The sequence below is a fragment of the Streptomyces sp. NPDC056061 genome, from assembly GCF_042266885.1.
In the GTDB taxonomy this organism is placed as follows: Bacteria; Actinomycetota; Actinomycetes; order Streptomycetales; family Streptomycetaceae; genus Streptomyces.
In genome coordinates, this window is record NZ_JBHJWQ010000014.1 from 100,851 (window position 1) to 114,980 (window position 14,130).

Annotated in this window: 10 protein-coding genes and 1 pseudogene; 4 read left to right on the forward strand and 7 right to left on the reverse strand. The window is 74.8% G+C overall.

Annotation, left to right across the window (positions count from 1 at the left end):
• Positions 1-296: 296 nt before the first annotated feature.
• Both ACFC79_RS20665 and ACFC79_RS20670 read left to right on the forward strand, forming a co-directional pair.
• Positions 297-1,064, forward strand: a complete 768-nt coding sequence (locus ACFC79_RS20665) for an SDR family oxidoreductase (RefSeq protein ID WP_376242106.1) — start codon at positions 297-299, stop codon at positions 1,062-1,064.
• A gap of 338 nt (positions 1,065-1,402) precedes the next feature.
• Positions 1,403-2,029 (forward strand): TetR/AcrR family transcriptional regulator, encoded by a 627-nt coding sequence (locus ACFC79_RS20670; RefSeq protein WP_376242107.1) that lies wholly within the window; start codon positions 1,403-1,405, stop codon positions 2,027-2,029.
• Here the strand turns inward: ACFC79_RS20670 and ACFC79_RS20675 are convergent.
• Positions 1,968-2,306, reverse strand: a pseudogene (locus ACFC79_RS20675) (hypothetical protein); the annotation flags it as partial. The gene ACFC79_RS20670 and the pseudogene ACFC79_RS20675 overlap by 62 nt on opposite strands.
• Positions 2,307-2,522: 216 nt before the next feature.
• Here ACFC79_RS20675 and ACFC79_RS20680 point away from each other — a divergent pair.
• The gene (locus tag ACFC79_RS20680; protein WP_376242109.1) at positions 2,523-7,184 is read left to right on the forward strand and encodes a HEAT repeat domain-containing protein; all 4,662 of its coding nucleotides are present in this window, start codon (positions 2,523-2,525) and stop codon (positions 7,182-7,184) included.
• Positions 7,185-7,273: 89 nt separating this feature from the next.
• On the opposite strand, the gene ACFC79_RS20685 is transcribed toward ACFC79_RS20680, so the two are convergent.
• From ACFC79_RS20685 to ACFC79_RS20710, 6 genes are all read right to left on the reverse strand, one after another.
• Complete coding sequence (locus ACFC79_RS20685; RefSeq protein ID WP_376242111.1) at positions 7,274-8,488, reverse strand: acyl-CoA dehydrogenase family protein; 1,215 nt, start codon at positions 8,486-8,488, stop codon at positions 7,274-7,276.
• A 4-nt stretch (positions 8,489-8,492) separates the two neighbouring features.
• Complete coding sequence (locus ACFC79_RS20690) at positions 8,493-9,515, reverse strand: phosphotransferase family protein (protein WP_376242113.1); 1,023 nt, start codon at positions 9,513-9,515, stop codon at positions 8,493-8,495.
• A gap of 346 nt (positions 9,516-9,861) precedes the next feature.
• The gene (locus tag ACFC79_RS20695) at positions 9,862-10,173 is read right to left on the reverse strand and encodes a DUF202 domain-containing protein (RefSeq protein ID WP_376242114.1); all 312 of its coding nucleotides are present in this window, start codon (positions 10,171-10,173) and stop codon (positions 9,862-9,864) included.
• Positions 10,170-10,565 carry a YidH family protein gene (locus ACFC79_RS20700; protein WP_376242116.1) on the reverse strand — a complete coding sequence of 132 codons (396 nt, stop codon included), beginning with the start codon at positions 10,563-10,565 and terminating at the stop codon, positions 10,170-10,172. Before ACFC79_RS20700 ends, ACFC79_RS20695 begins: the two co-directional genes overlap by 4 nt.
• Positions 10,566-10,663: 98 nt before the next feature.
• Positions 10,664-11,185: an NUDIX domain-containing protein gene (locus ACFC79_RS20705; RefSeq protein ID WP_376242118.1), complete on the reverse strand. Its 522-nt coding sequence runs from the start codon at positions 11,183-11,185 to the stop codon at positions 10,664-10,666.
• A gap of 164 nt (positions 11,186-11,349) precedes the next feature.
• Entirely contained in the window at positions 11,350-12,243 is an 894-nt protein-coding gene (locus tag ACFC79_RS20710) for a DMT family transporter (protein ID WP_376242120.1), read from the reverse strand.
• Positions 12,244-12,466: 223 nt separating this feature from the next.
• On the opposite strand from ACFC79_RS20710, the gene ACFC79_RS20715 reads away from it, so the two are divergent.
• Positions 12,467-14,122, forward strand: coding sequence for an FAD-binding dehydrogenase (locus ACFC79_RS20715; protein ID WP_376242122.1), 1,656 nt, complete (start codon positions 12,467-12,469; stop codon positions 14,120-14,122).
• Positions 14,123-14,130 lie beyond the last annotated feature (8 nt).

A 14,130-nucleotide genomic window follows, 5' to 3' on the forward strand; every position in this document is an offset into this window, starting at 1 on the left:
TAGCGTGCGATCAGCCGCTGCGGAACGATCCGGACGCGGCGGATGCCACGGTGCGGCGACGTGACGGATGCGACGGATGTGACGGGTGCGGCGGGTGCGGTGACGTGACAGGCGTGATGGACGTGACGGCTGCGGCGGCGGTGCCGTGGTGGAGGTGCCGGACGACCCCGCCCGGAACGCCGTCGGTCCGGGTCCGAGGCCGGCTTCCCCCGAACGGGTACGACCCCTTCCGCTCCCACATACCGACTGGTTAGTCTGCCGATGCAGTCGACCGGGAGCCGAGAGGGGCGGAACCGATGGGGAGCACGGTGCAGGGCGCGGGTGTGGTGGTCACCGGGGCCGGAGGCGGCATCGGCGCCGCACTGGCCCGCCGCTTCGCGGCCGAGGGCGCGCGCGTCGTGGTCAACGATCTCGACGCGGACCGGATCGGGGCGCTGGCCGAGGAGATCGGCGCCGTCGCGGTCGTCGGTGACGCCTCACGGACCCTGGACGCGGCCCGGGACGCGCTGGACGGCACCGTCGACATCTACTGCGCCAATGCCGGCCTCGCCTCGCCCGGCGACGCCCTCGCCGACGAGGAGGTCTGGGCCGCGGCCTGGGACGTCAACGTCATGGCGCACGTCCGGGCGGCCAGGGCGCTGCTGCCCGGCTGGCTGGAGCGCGGCGGCGGCAGGTTCGTCTCGACGGCCTCGGCCGCCGGACTGCTGACCATGATCGGCGCCGCGCCGTACAGCGTGACCAAGCACGGCGTCGTCGCCTTCGCCGAATGGCTCTCCCTCACCTACCGCCACCGCGGCATCAAGGTCCACGCCATCTGCCCGCAGGGCGTGCGCACCGACATGCTCACCGCCGCCGGGTCGGCCGGTGAACTCATCCTCGCCCCCGGCGCGATCGAGCCGGAGGCGGTCGCCGACGCGCTCTTCGACGCCATGGCCGAGGACCGCTTCCTGGTGCTGCCGCACCCCGAGGTCGCCGGCTTCTACCGGGCCCGCGCCCAGGACACCGAACGCTGGCTCGGCGGCATGAACCGGCTTCAGCGCACGTGGGAGGAGACCGGCGCATGACCGGATCGATCCACGCGGCCGAGCCCCGGCCCGCCCTGCTCGGCGAGGCCCGGCGGCCCCCCGTCGCCCCCGCGTACCGGAGGTCCACCGGGGCGGGACCGTCCGAGCCCGCATGAGTCCGCTGCCCGGTGCCGGGGCCGCCCCCGAGGCACTGGGCGGGTACTGCCGGGAGCGGCTCGCCGCGTGCACATGCCCGCGCGAGGCCGAGATCCTGGCCGACCCGCCGAGGACGGCGAGTGGGAAGATCCTCGGGCGGGAACCGCGTTCCCGTCCACGCATCGCGTTCTCGACCCCCGCACGGCGCCGGCCGTGCACAGCCCGGAAGGAAGGTGGCGGCCATGGCCAAGGCGACGGCCAAGGCGACGGCCAAGGCGAAGGACGGGGAACCGGAGGAACCGGCCCCCGTGCCCCAGCGGCTGCTGGCCGCCGCCACCCGGCTCTTCGCCGAGCGGGGTTACGACCGCACCTCGGTTCAGGAGATCGTCGAGGCGGCGGGCGTCACCAAGGGCGCGCTCTACCACTACTTCGGCTCCAAGGAGGACCTCCTCCAGGAGGTCTACGCCCGAGTGCTCCGGCTCCAGCAGGAGCGCCTCGACGCCTTCGCCGGGGCCGACGCCCCGGTCGAGAAGCGGCTGCGCGACGCCGCCGCGGACGTGGTCGTCACCACCATCGAGAACCTCGACGACGCCTCGATCTTCTTCCGCTCCATGCACCACCTGAGCCCGGAGAAGAATCAGCAGGTCCGGGCGGCGCGGCGCCGCTACCACGAGGGCTTCCGCGCCCTGGTCGAGGAGGGCCAGCGCAGCGGGGTGTTCTCCACCGCCACCCCGGCGGACCTGATCGTCGACTACCACTTCGGCTCCGTCCACCACCTGTCCACCTGGTACCGGCCCGACGGCCCGCTCAGCCGGCAGCAGGTCGCCGATCACCTGGCGGACCTGCTGCTGCGCGCGCTGCGCCCGTAGGCCCCGGCGTGACGCGGACCGCGTCCCGGCCGTCGGGTGCCGGGGGAGCGGCAAAGGCCGGCCGGTCCAGGAGTGCCTCCGCCGGATCGCGCGGGCGCGGCGCCCGCCCCGCGAGCACCACCGTCCGCCCCGGCTCCGGCCGGCGGACGCTCACGCACGGCAGCCCGGCGTCCTCACCGATGCGCCGCGGCACGATCGCCACCCCGATACCGGCCCGCACGAGATCGACGAGCAGCCGGATCCGGGTGACGTCGCAGGTGATCCGGCGCTGCAGCCCTCCGCACGCGTCCCCGCCCCGTGGGCCGCGGCGTACGATCCGGGCCGTGCACCGGCCGTACGGCTCCCGGCCCGGTGCCCGCAGCGACTGTGCGCTCTCGCCCGCGACCCGGGCGCTCGCGGACCACGTGCCGTTCGGCGGCCACTGACGACGCCGACACCGACGCCGGGGCGGGAGCCCGCTCCCCGCTGTTCCCCGGATCGTTAGTATCCGGTGGTGAGGACGCCGACCGACGCACAGATCCACGACGCCGTATGCCGCGCCGACGCCGACCGCCTGTCCCGGCTCCTGGACGCCGGACACCGCGAACCCGCCGTGCTCGGACGCCTGCTCCGGCACGAGGACCCGGGCCTTTGCGGGACGGGACTCGTGCTGCTCGACGAGCACATCGCCTCCGGCGGCCCGCTCGACGACGCGGAGGGCGGGCGGCTCGCCGCCCTGCTGCCCGGGACACTGACGGGACAGCCGGAATCGGATCTGCTCCTCGCCGGTCTGTACGAGCGCCTCGCCCCGTACCTGCGCGACCGCCCCCGCCCGGCGTGGCGCACGGCCGACCTGCCGGCCCGGGTGAGGATCGCGTGGCTGCGCGCCGACCTCCTCCACGAACCGGCCGTGATCCGCGACGAGCCGCGCGGTGAACTCCTCTACCAGGCGATACGGGACACGGACCTCACCGGCGCGCCCCGGTCCGCCCGGCTCGTGGACGAACTCGCCGGGAGCGGCGACCCGGTGCTCCGGGCCGAGGCACTGCGGCTCGCCCGCCAGGGACTGCGTGCCGGGTTCCTGGCACCGTCCCTGGTCCGGCGGACGCTCACCGGCCTGCTCGGCGCGGACGGTGATCCGGTCGTCGCCGACGCCCTGCGCGAACTCGGCGAGCCCTGGGCGGCGACGGAACCACTGCCGGCGGAACGCCTTGCCCCGTTCCTCGCCGCCGATCCGTCGCACATCCGGCCCGGCACGGCCGACGCCGCACTGACGGTCGCCGCCCGCCACGGCCACCAGGAACTGCTGTGGCAGGCCCTCGACACCCCGGAACTCGCGCCGGAAACGCGCCGCCGGGCGATGGAACTGCTCGGCGAGTCGGCGGACCGCGACGCCGTCGACGCACTGACGACGCTCGCCGCGAGCGATCCGCTGCTCCTCGGCGGGCCCGCGGTGACCTGCCTGCGCGGCCTCCACCGGCGCGGACACTTCGTGACCGGACCGCACGTACCGGCCGTCATCGGCCTGGCCCTGGACGACCACGCGATACCGGCCGACGAGGTCACGACGATCCTGTACACCTGCCGGGAGGCGACGCTGCGGGAACTGACGGACGCGGCCCCCGACGACCCGTCCTGGCCGCGGCGGCTCGACCTGCTGGTGTCGCTGGCCCGGCAGGGCGTGGGCGAACTCCCGATCGGGGCGGCGATCACCCGGCTGCTCGCTTCGGCCCCCGCCCCCGGCCCGTTCCTGCACGCCATCCGCGCACTGCGCCACACCGGGGCGGAGGAGGCCGTGCTCGCCCTGCTGCCCTCGGCCCCCGCGCCGGCCCTGGACGCCCTGGAGGCCATCGGCGGGGAGCGCACGGTACACGCCCTGCGCGCCGCACTGGGCCTGACCTCGGCCCCGGCCGACCCGCGCCTGTACGCCGTACGGCACCGGGCCGTCGACCTGCTCTGGCAGCTGACCACCGATCCGCAACAGCGGCAGGAACTGCTGGCCCGGCTCGACCCGCTCGACCTGCCGCCCCGGGTGGCGGCCGGGCTCGGCGGCCCGGACGCACGGGAACTCGCCCTGCTGGGCGCCCGTCCGGACCCGGGCGACCCGGTGGCGACCCTGTGCCGGACTGCCGCCCACGGCACCGCGGACTCCCAGCCGGCCCTCGCCGACCTGCTGCTGCGCGTGGTGGCCGACCTGGCAGGCGCCCGGGAGCACCCTGCGGCCCCCGGTGCCGGGGCGCGGCAGCCCGCCCGGCAGGGCGGCCCGGCCGCAGCGCATGCCGCGGACGGGCGGGGCGCCGAGCCGGTGGTGCCCCGGACGGTCCTGGACGCCCTCCACGGCCTGGGGCGCCGACTGTACGAACGGGGCGCGATCAGGCCGGTCTGCCTGCTCGACGCGGCGGACGCGGAGGAGGCCGGCCACGCCCTCGTCGCGACCACGACCCTGGACCTGCTGGACCGGACCGGGCTCACCGACCGGGAGCGGGCGATCCTGCTCGAAGCCCTCCTCGCGGCACCCTGGCCCGGCACCCGCTCCCGGGTCCACCGGCTGCTGCGCCACCGCGACCGGCACGTGCGCAAGCACGTCATCGCCCTGCTCGCCCGCGACGCCACCGGCGAGGACGCGCAGGCGCTGTCGGCCACCCTGATCGCCCTGACCGCCGCCGCGGACATCCAGACCGTCCGGCAGGCCCTGCTCGCCCTGGGCCATGCCGAGGCCCACTGGGCCTCCGGGGCGATCGCCGCCCGCCTCGACCACCCGAACATGAACATCCGGAAGACCGCCGCCCGGGCACTGGTCCGCGCGGGCACACCGGAGGCCGTACCCGGTCTGCTGTTCCGGCTCGGGCACCACGACAACCCCGGGCTGCGCGACTCCCTCGTCGCCGCCCTGCGCGCCGTCCTCGGCGACGCGTACGCCGCGACCCTCCTCGCCGCCGCCGAGCGGGCCCCGGACGACCGGACCCGCGCACTGCTCCTGGAAGGGCTCCACGGCACCCTCACGGCACGCGCCGTCCTCGCCCTGGACGACCAGGCGTCCCCGGCGGCGGCGCCCCTGCTCGAACTGGTGGCGGCCCGCCGCGTGGCACTGGCCTCCGGAACCCCGGCGGATCTGGCAGCGGCCCTGACCCGGCACGGGATCGCCGCCCCGGCCGACGCCGACGGGCCGTCCGCGGACGACTCGGCCGCACACGACATCACCGCGCTCGTGGTGCGCGGCTGGGACCCCGCGACCGCGTTGCGCGTCGCCGAGCGCTCCGGACCGTTCGGCGACGGGCAGCCGGAGCGGCTGCGCCCCCTGCTCGCCGACTGGCTCCGACTGGCCGCCGCGCACCCCGCGTCGCGGGCGCAGGTGGTGCGGCTGGTGCTGCGGGTCTGCCCCGCGCCACGGACGGCCGACGAGCTGACGGTGTGCGCCCGGTCCGTCCCGGTCCTGCTCGCCGCGCTCGCCGCCGCACGGGACGAGGACCGGCACGACCTGATCGCGCTGCTCGAAGAGGTCGCGCCGGTCCTGCCGAAGGTCGGCGGTCCGGCCGCCGTCGCCGCGGTACGGGCCCTGCGCCCCGCACCCACGACCCCGCACCGGTCCACGCTGACGCTGCTGCGCCGCCTCGGTGCCGTACTGCTCCGTGCCGACCTCGACCGGGCACTCGCGTCGGCCCGGCTCGGCCCCGACCCCTGGCGGGCCGTGACCGCGGTCCTGGACGAGGCGTTCGGAGCCCCGGACCCCGCGGCGCCCCCGTCCGCCGGGGGCCGGGCCTGGCGGGAGGGGTTGCACGACGCGGCCGGCACCCCGGACGCGCTGGCGGAGTTCCGCCGACGCGACGACGGCACGGTCGGCTCCCGGGAACGGCTGACCGCGCTGATCGACGTCCACCACGGCGCCGACCCCGCCGTCCGGGACGCCCTGCTCGACTGGATGGAGGCGCTCCAGCCGCTCGACGCACCGCCCTGGACCCTCGCCGAGACCGCCCGCGCCCCGGTCCCGGAACCCCGCCGGGTCCGCCCCGACGACCTCGACCAGCCCCGCTCCGCGCCGCTGCGGGAACGCCTGCTGGACATGCTGGAGTCACCCGCCGCCGACCGCAGGGACACCGCCGCCCGCGCCCTGGCGACCTGGCCCGATCCCGAGGCACGGCGCGCGGTGCTGCGCGCGTTCCTCCGCGGACGCGTCGACCTCCCCGCCGACGGCGACCTCGCCCACGCGCTGACCTCCATGGACCCGGCGGAACTCCGTGCCGACGACATCCGACGCGAACGGGTGGCCCGCGCGGCCCGGCAGCTCGACCCGACGGCACGCGAAGCGCTGGTGCCGCTGCTGCTGGAATGGTGGGAGCAGGCCCCGCCCGCGGAGCGGCCCGCGCTCGCCGACACCCTGCGCGCCCACCCCGCCGACGCCCTCGCCAGGGTCGTCGAGGACCGGCTCGACGCCGGGTCCCGGGGCTGCCTCGACCTGCTCCTGGGCCGCGCGCTGCTGCGCACCCCCGCGCTGACCCGCGCCCGTGAGCGGCTGCGCGCCGAGGGACACGACGCGCTCGCCGACCGGCTCGTCCTCGTCGACGGTCCGCTGCGCGGCCCCGAAGCGGCACGGCGGGACGCGGCGGAACGGAAGGCGTCGCGCGCCCGTACCCCCGCCGCGGCCCCGCACCGCCCGTCCCGGAACGCGCTGCTGGACCTGGCCCGCACCGGAACACCGGACCAGGCATACCGGGCCCTGACGGAGCTCGCCGAGACGCACCCGGGCCCGGAGCCGGACCCGGACCCCGCCCTGCGCACCCTGCTCGACGCACTGCTGCTCCATACCCGGGGCGAGATCCGGCTGCGCGCCCACCGGACCTCGCGCGCGATGCTGGACCGCGACACCCATCTGCGCCACACCGCGCTCCTGCTGGACGACCCCCGGCCCCACGTGGCACGGATGGCCGTCCGCACGCTCTGCCGGGCCGGCTGGACGCCCGCGGCCCCGGCCGTGACGGCGCTGCTCGCGCACTCCCATCCCGTCGTGCGCGGGGCGGCCGCCGAGGGGCTCGCCGCCCTGGGCGAGGCCGCGATCCCGGCCCTCCGCCGGGCCGCCGACCACGCCCGCCCCGACCGGCGCGCCCGCTACACCTCGGTGCTGGACCGGATCACCGCCGCCCGCTGCGCCGACCGGATCGCGGAGCGGCCCGACGACTGATCCGCGACGGCGGCGAACCACGCGCCCGACGGGCTTCGTGCCCGTGCCCGTGCCCGACGGCCGGTGCCGGGGCGCGCGGTCCCGCGGACCTACAGGTACCGCTTGATCTCGCGCCGGGCCAACGACCGCTGGTGGACCTCGTCCGGCCCGTCGGCAAGGCGCAGGGTCCGGGCCGCCGCCCACAGTTCGGCCAGCGGGAAGTCCTGGCTCACGCCGCCCGCGCCGTGCAGCTGCACCGCCCGGTCGAGGATGTCCACCACCGCGCGCGGGGTGGCGATCTTGATGGCCTGGATCTCCGTGTGCGCGCCCCGGTTGCCGACCGTGTCCATCAGCCACGCCGTCTTCAGCACCAGCAGCCGCAACTGCTCCACCGTGACCCGCGCGTCGGCGATCCAGTTCTGCACGACGCCCTGTTGGGCGAGCGGCCTGCCGAACGCCGTACGGGACACGGCGCGTCGGCACATCAGCTCGATCGCCCGCTCCGCCATGCCGATCAGCCGCATGCAGTGGTGGATGCGGCCCGGTCCCAGCCGTGCCTGGGCGATGGCGAAGCCGCCGCCCTCCTCGCCGATCAGGTTCGCGACGGGCACGCGCACGTCCGTGAACACCACCTCGGCATGGCCGCCGTGGTAGTGGTCCTCGTAGCCGTACACCTGCATGGCGCGCCGCACTTCGAGGCCGGGCGTGTCGCGCGGGACCAGGACCATCGACTGCTGGCGTCGGATGTCCGCACCGTCCGGATCGGTCTTTCCCATGACGATGAAGATCTCGCAGTCCGGGTTCATCGCCCCGGAGATGTACCACTTGCGGCCGTTGACGACGTAGTCGTCGCCGTCGCGCGCGATCCGGGTCTCGATGTTCGTCGCGTCCGACGACGCCACCTCGGGCTCCGTCATAGCGAACGCCGAGCGGATCTGCCCGGCCAGCAACGGCTCCAGCCACCGCTTCTTCTGCTCGTCGGTGCCGAACTGGTGGAGCACCTCCATGTTCCCGGTGTCCGGGGCCGCGCAGTTGACCGCGGTCGGCGCCAACTGCGGCGAACGGCCGGTGATCTCGGCGAGCGGGGCGTACTGGAGGTTGGTCAGGCCGGCCCCGTGCTCGGCGTCGGGAAGGAAGAGGTTCCACAGACCCTGCCGCCGCGCCTCGGCCTTCAGGTCCTCGACGATCTGCGGCGTGTCCCACGGGGAGGCCAGGCGTGCGCGCTGCTCCTCCGCGGTCCTCTCGGCCGGGTGGACGTGCTCGTCCATGAAGGCGAGGAGCCTGCCGCGCAGTTCCTCGGTGCGCGCGTCGAATGCGAAGTCCATGGGGTCAGCCTTCCTGGAGGGTGGTGAGGCCGTGCTCGATGAAGACGGGGACGAGGTCGCCGATGCGGTCGAAGCCGCTGCCGACGGTCCGGCCCAGGGTGTAGCGGTAATGGATGCCCTCAAGGATCACGGCCAGCTTGAACCAGGCGAACGCCGTGTACCAGGGCACGGCGGCGGTGTCCCGGCCCGAGCGGGCGGCGTAGCGCTCGATCAGTTCGGCGGGGGCGGGGTGACCGGGCGCGCCGCTGGTGGTGGAGACCGGGGAGTCGGCGAGCCCGAGGTCCGAGCTGTACATCACCAGCAGCCCCAGGTCGGTCAGCGGGTCGCCGAGCGTCGACATCTCCCAGTCCAGAACGGCCCTGATCCGGTCGTCGGGACCGAGCAGCACGTTGTCCAGACGGTAGTCGCCGTGCACGACGGTCGGCGCGGGGGAGTCGGGCAGCGTGCGGCCGAGCGCGGTGTGCAGTTCGTCGATGCCGGGCAGTTCGCGGTTGCGGGAGGCGTCGAGTTGCTTGCCCCAGCGGCGCAGCTGCCGGTCGAGGAAGCCCTCGGGCCGCCCGAAGTCACCGAGTCCGACGGACTGCGGGTCCACGGCGTGCAGGTCGACGAGGGTGTCGACGAGCCCGAGGACGGCCGCCCGGGTGCGTGCGGCGCCCAGCGGGGCCAGCTGCTCGGCGGTGCGATAGGGGGTGCCCTCGACGTACTCCATGACGTAGAAGGGCGACCCGATCACCGAGTCGTCCTCGCAGAGCAGCACCGGTTCGGGCACCGGAACGGCCGTCGGGTGGAGGGCGCTGATGACCCGGTGCTCGCGCTTCATGTCGTGAGCGGTGGCCAGTACATGACCCAGCGGGGGCCTGCGGACGACCCAGCGGCCGGTGCCGTCCGTCACGAGGTACGTGAGATTGGAGCGGCCGCCCTCGACGAGCCGGGCTTCGAGGGGCCCGTTCACCAGGCCCGGCAGCTCGTGGTCGAGATGCCCGCGCAGGTGGTCGAGGTCGAGACCTGGCGGGTGGACTTGGCTCATCGTGCGCACCTCCGGGGTGAGTGACGGTCGGGGTTCATGATGCCGACCAGTCGGTATGTCGTCCAGTGCATCCCCGGAATCCGGTGCGGGCCGGGGTGCGCGCGCCGTCCCGCCGGTGTGTGGCGAGGCCCGGCGGCGCGCGTGCGTCGGCCCGGAGGGGGTGTGGCGCGACGTCCGGCGGTGCGGGTGCGGGGCCGGTGGTGTGCGCGTGGGCCGGAACGGTGTGCGGCGAGGGTCGACGGTACGTATGAGAGGGGCCCCGGTGGGTGTGCGGGCCCGGAGGGCGCGTGCGCAGGGGGCGCTGCGTGGCCGGGGTCCGGCGGTGCGTGTTCCGGTCCCCGCGGGCTCAGAAGATCATGGCCGCGGCGAACACCGCGAGCGCGATCACGGACGCCGTCGCGGCCATCGCTCCCCGGGCCGGGAGAGGGGCCGGCCGCGCGGAGCCCAGCCCGAGCACCCGCCGGTGCGCCAGGAGCAGGAAACCCAGCCAGGCGGCCGTGCTCAGGGCCACGGCACCGAGCGCGACCGGACCCGCCCCGCCGCGCAGCGCCTGCCGGACCGCGAGCAGCGCCGCCACCGTGCAGGACAGCGTGGTACGACGCCAGGCCAGCCTGGTCCGTTCGGGCTGCAGCCCGGGGTCGCGGGGCCTGGACGTCACCGGCTCTCCCAGCCGAAGAGGACCACCAGCACCATCGCGACGGCGACGACGGCGACGGCGAGGCCGAGCAGCGTCGGGAACCTGGAGACCGGCAGGTCCTCCCCGCGCCGCATCGCCCGTTCGCACCGCACCCAGTGGTTGATCGCCCGCAGCGCGCAGAGCACACCGGCCGCCAGCAGCGCCAGCGCGAGTCCGGCCCGCATGGCCCACGCCAGTTCCGGGAGGAACTGGTCCACCGCGAAACCGCCGCCGATCAACGCGAGGGCGGTGCGGATCCAGGCGAGGAACGTCCGCTCGTTGGCGAGCGAGAACCGGTAGTCGGGGGTCTCGCCCTCCTCGCGGACCCGCTGCGGCGCGAACCACAGCCGCACCCCTCGTACGAATTCGTTCACTCCTGAAACCTGCCCGTCGTTCGTCGCACCGCCCTGCCACCCATGCCCGCCGCCCGGCCGACGCCTCCCGACGCCCGGCCGCCGGTCGCGGACCCGGCTCAGTGGGCCGGACCGGCGGCCCGGAAGGCGCGCAGGCGGTGATAGGTCTCCAGGCCGTCCGGCACCCACCGCCAGTCGCCGAGCCGGCGTTCCAGCTCCGCGTCGGTGAGGAAAGTGTGCCAGGCGACCTCCTCGACCTGCGGGTTCACCGGCAGTTCGCACCGTACCTGGTAGACGCGGCTCCACCAGGAGTGCTCGGCGCTCTCGTAGAGGTAGGTGAACAGCGGCTCGGGGCGGGGGAGCCCGTGCACCCCCAGCTCCTCCTCCGCCTCCCGCAGCGCCGCCTCGTCGTACGACTCACCGGCCCCGACCACCCCGCCGACGAACATGTCGTAGTGCGACGGGAAGACCAGCTTGGTGGGGGTGCGGCGGTGCACGAAGAGCCTCCCCGCGGCATCCCTGGCCTCGATGAAGACGCAGCGATGACGCAGGCCCCGCGCGGTCGCCTCACCGCGCGGGGCCTGCCCCACGACCACGTCGTTCTCGTCGACGATGTCCAGGATCTCGTCAGAAGGAGTCATGCCCCTCATCCAACATCAGGCCACCGACGGCCAACATCAGGCCACCGACGGCGCCCACCGGCCCCTGACGTACATCACGGTCCGGGCCGGCGGTCCGGCCGCCGTCCGGTCGGGCAGACGAACGGAGCCCGGCCGGTGCGACCGGGCGCACCCCGGGGCGTCGCTCAGTTCGGTTGGAGGCTCTTGTGCCGGTGCCTGCCCACCGGCCCCTCCGGCATGGCCGGGTGCAGCCCCAGCAGCACGATCCCGACGACGATCGCCACCAGCCCGGAGGCCTGCCAGGCCAGCGCGACCGCGTCGGTGCGCAGCCGGTCGCCGAGGAAGCCGACTCCGCAGGCGATCCCGGCCAGCGGCTGGGCCGCGGTCAGCGGCGGCAGCGAGACCCGCAGCGGCCCCGTCTCGAACGCGCTCTGCACCAGGAGCAGCCCCGTCACCCCCAGCACCACCACCCCGTACGGCTGCCATGTCGTCCACAGCGCGGCGAAGCCGTCGTCGGAGATCCGCTGGCCGGTGAGCCGGGTGAGCGCGTCCTGCAATCCGTACAGCAGTCCCGCCGCCACCGCGAGAAGGGCGGGGGCGACCCCGGACCGGTGGCGCTTGGCGATGACGGTGAGCACCAGGGCGGCGCCCACGACCACGCCGATGACCAGCCAGTGCCGCAGCGGGTCCGTCACCGCTTCGCCTCCCCTCGGCTCGCCCGCCACCAGGAAGGCGGTGACACCGCCGGCCAGCAGCCAGAGCCCGGCCCAGCCCTGATGGCCCAGCCGCTGTCCGGTGCGGTGACGCGACAGTCCCATGGCGAAGAGCAGATTGGTGGCGAGCAGTGGTTCGACGACGGAGACCTCGCCCTTGCCCAGGGCCAGCGCACCCAGCACCATGCCGCAGACCATCAACCCGATCCCGGCCAGCCAACTGCGCACCCGCATCAGATCCAGGAGCAGCCGGGGGGAGAGGTAGTCGCTCTTCGGGGCGTGCGAGGCGGCGGCCTGCTGGAGGACGAAGCCGAACCCCAGGCAGCAGGCGGCACTCACGGCGAGCACGACGACCAGCACCGACACGCTTCTACCTCAAGTAAGGCCAGAAATGGGTGATTTGTTTCGACGATAACGCGTGCGGGCGGCGAGCGCGGCCGGAGTACCGCCGACCGGGCTGTTGACGTTGCGGCGACCGGTGCAGAGGATCTGACGCACGAGTAACTTCCGCTCGCGGACCGGACCGCCGCCCGGCACGGCCCGGGGGCGCCGGGCGGGCCGGCGCTTCTCCCCGACAAGGATGGAACCCATGGCGTACGACGCTGACGTGATCGTGATCGGGGCAGGACTCGCGGGCCTGGCGGCCACCGCCGAACTCGTCGAGGCGGGCCGTTCGGTGATCCTCCTCGACCAGGAGCCCGAGCAGTCGATCGGGGGCCAGGCGCACTGGTCCTTCGGCGGGCTCTTCCTCGTCGACTCGCCCGAACAGCGTCGGCTGCGGGTCCGCGACAGCCACGAGCTGGCCCTCCAGGACTGGATGGGCACCGCCGGTTTCGACCGCGAGGAGGACCACTGGCCGCGGAAGTGGGCCGAGGCGTACGTCGATTTCGCGGCAGGGGAGAAGCGGTCCTGGCTGCACGCCCAGGGGCTGCGGTTCTTCCCCGTCGTCGGCTGGGCGGAGCGCGGCGGCTACGACGCGAACGGTCACGGGAACTCCGTACCCCGCTTCCACATCACCTGGGGCACCGGTCCCGGGGTCGTCGCCCCCTTCGAGCGCCGGGTCCGGGCGGGCGCGGCCAAGGGCCTCGTCCGTTTCCTGTTCCGCCACCGGGTCACCGGTCTCGGCCGCACCGCGGGCACCGTCGACACGGTGACCGGCGAGATCCTGGAGCCGAGCGCGGCGGCCCGCGGCACCGCGAGCAGCCGAACGGTCACCGGCGCCTTCGAGCTGCGGGCCCAAGCGGTGATCGTCACCTCCGGCGGCATCGGCGGCAACCACGACCTGGTGCGCGAACAGTGGCCCCGGCGGCTCGGCACCCCGCCCGCGAAGCTGCTCTCCGGCGTCCCCGCCCACGTCGACGGACTGATGCTCGGCATCGCCGAGGAGGCGGGCGCCCACCACATCAACCGCGACCGGATGTGGCACTACACCGAGGGCATCGAGAACTGGAACCCGATCTGGGACAAGCACGCCATCCGGATCCTCCCCGGACCGTCCTCGCTCTGGCTCGACGCCCGCGGCAGACGGCTGCCGGTGCCCCTCTTCCCGGGCTTCGACACCCTCGGCACCCTCGAACACATCATGCGGTCCGGCCACGAGTACACCTGGTTCGTCCTCGACCGGAAGATCATCGGCAAGGAGTTCGCGCTCTCCGGCTCCGAGCAGAACCCCGACCTCACCGGGAAGTCGGTCCGTGACGTGATCGGCAGGGCCCGCGCGGACGTACCGGCGCCGGTGAAGGCGTTCATGGACAACGGGGTGGACTTCGTCGTCGAGAAGGACCTCTCCGCCCTGGTCCGCGGGATGAACGCGCTGACCGGCCAGGAGCTGATCGACGAAGCCGAGCTGCGCCGCGAGATCACCGGACGGGACCGCGAGATCGCCAACCCCTTCACCAAGGACCTCCAGGTCACCGCCATCCGCGGGGCCCGCGCGTACCTCGGCGACCGGCTGATCCGGACGGCCGCCCCGCACCGCTTCCTCGACCCCGCGGCCGGTCCGCTGATCGCCGTACGCCTCAACATCCTGACCCGCAAATCGCTCGGCGGGCTGGAGACCGACCTGTCCTCCCGGGTGCTCACTGAGGACGGCACCCCGCTGCCCGGCGTGTACGCGGCGGGGGAGGCTGCCGGTTTCGGCGGCGGCGGGGTGCACGGCTACCGCTCGCTGGAGGGGACCTTCCTGGGCGGCTGCATGTTCTCCGGCCGCACTGCGGGCCGGGCGGTGGCGAAGGCGGTCGGATAGAAGGCGGC

What these genes read in the sequence shown, in the direction of transcription:
- ACFC79_RS20665 (WP_376242106.1), top strand. Translation starts at nt 297, where the DNA reads ATGGGGAGCACGGTGCAGGGCGCGGGTGTGGTGGTCACCGGGGCCGGA.
- ACFC79_RS20670 (WP_376242107.1), top strand. Translation starts at nt 1,403, where the DNA reads ATGGCCAAGGCGACGGCCAAGGCGACGGCCAAGGCGAAGGACGGGGAA.
- ACFC79_RS20685 (WP_376242111.1), bottom strand. Translation starts at nt 8,488, where the DNA reads ATGGACTTCGCATTCGACGCGCGCACCGAGGAACTGCGCGGCAGGCTC.
- ACFC79_RS20690 (WP_376242113.1), bottom strand. Translation starts at nt 9,515, where the DNA reads ATGAGCCAAGTCCACCCGCCAGGTCTCGACCTCGACCACCTGCGCGGG.
- ACFC79_RS20705 (WP_376242118.1), bottom strand. Translation starts at nt 11,185, where the DNA reads ATGACTCCTTCTGACGAGATCCTGGACATCGTCGACGAGAACGACGTG.
- ACFC79_RS20715 (WP_376242122.1), top strand. Translation starts at nt 12,467, where the DNA reads ATGGCGTACGACGCTGACGTGATCGTGATCGGGGCAGGACTCGCGGGC.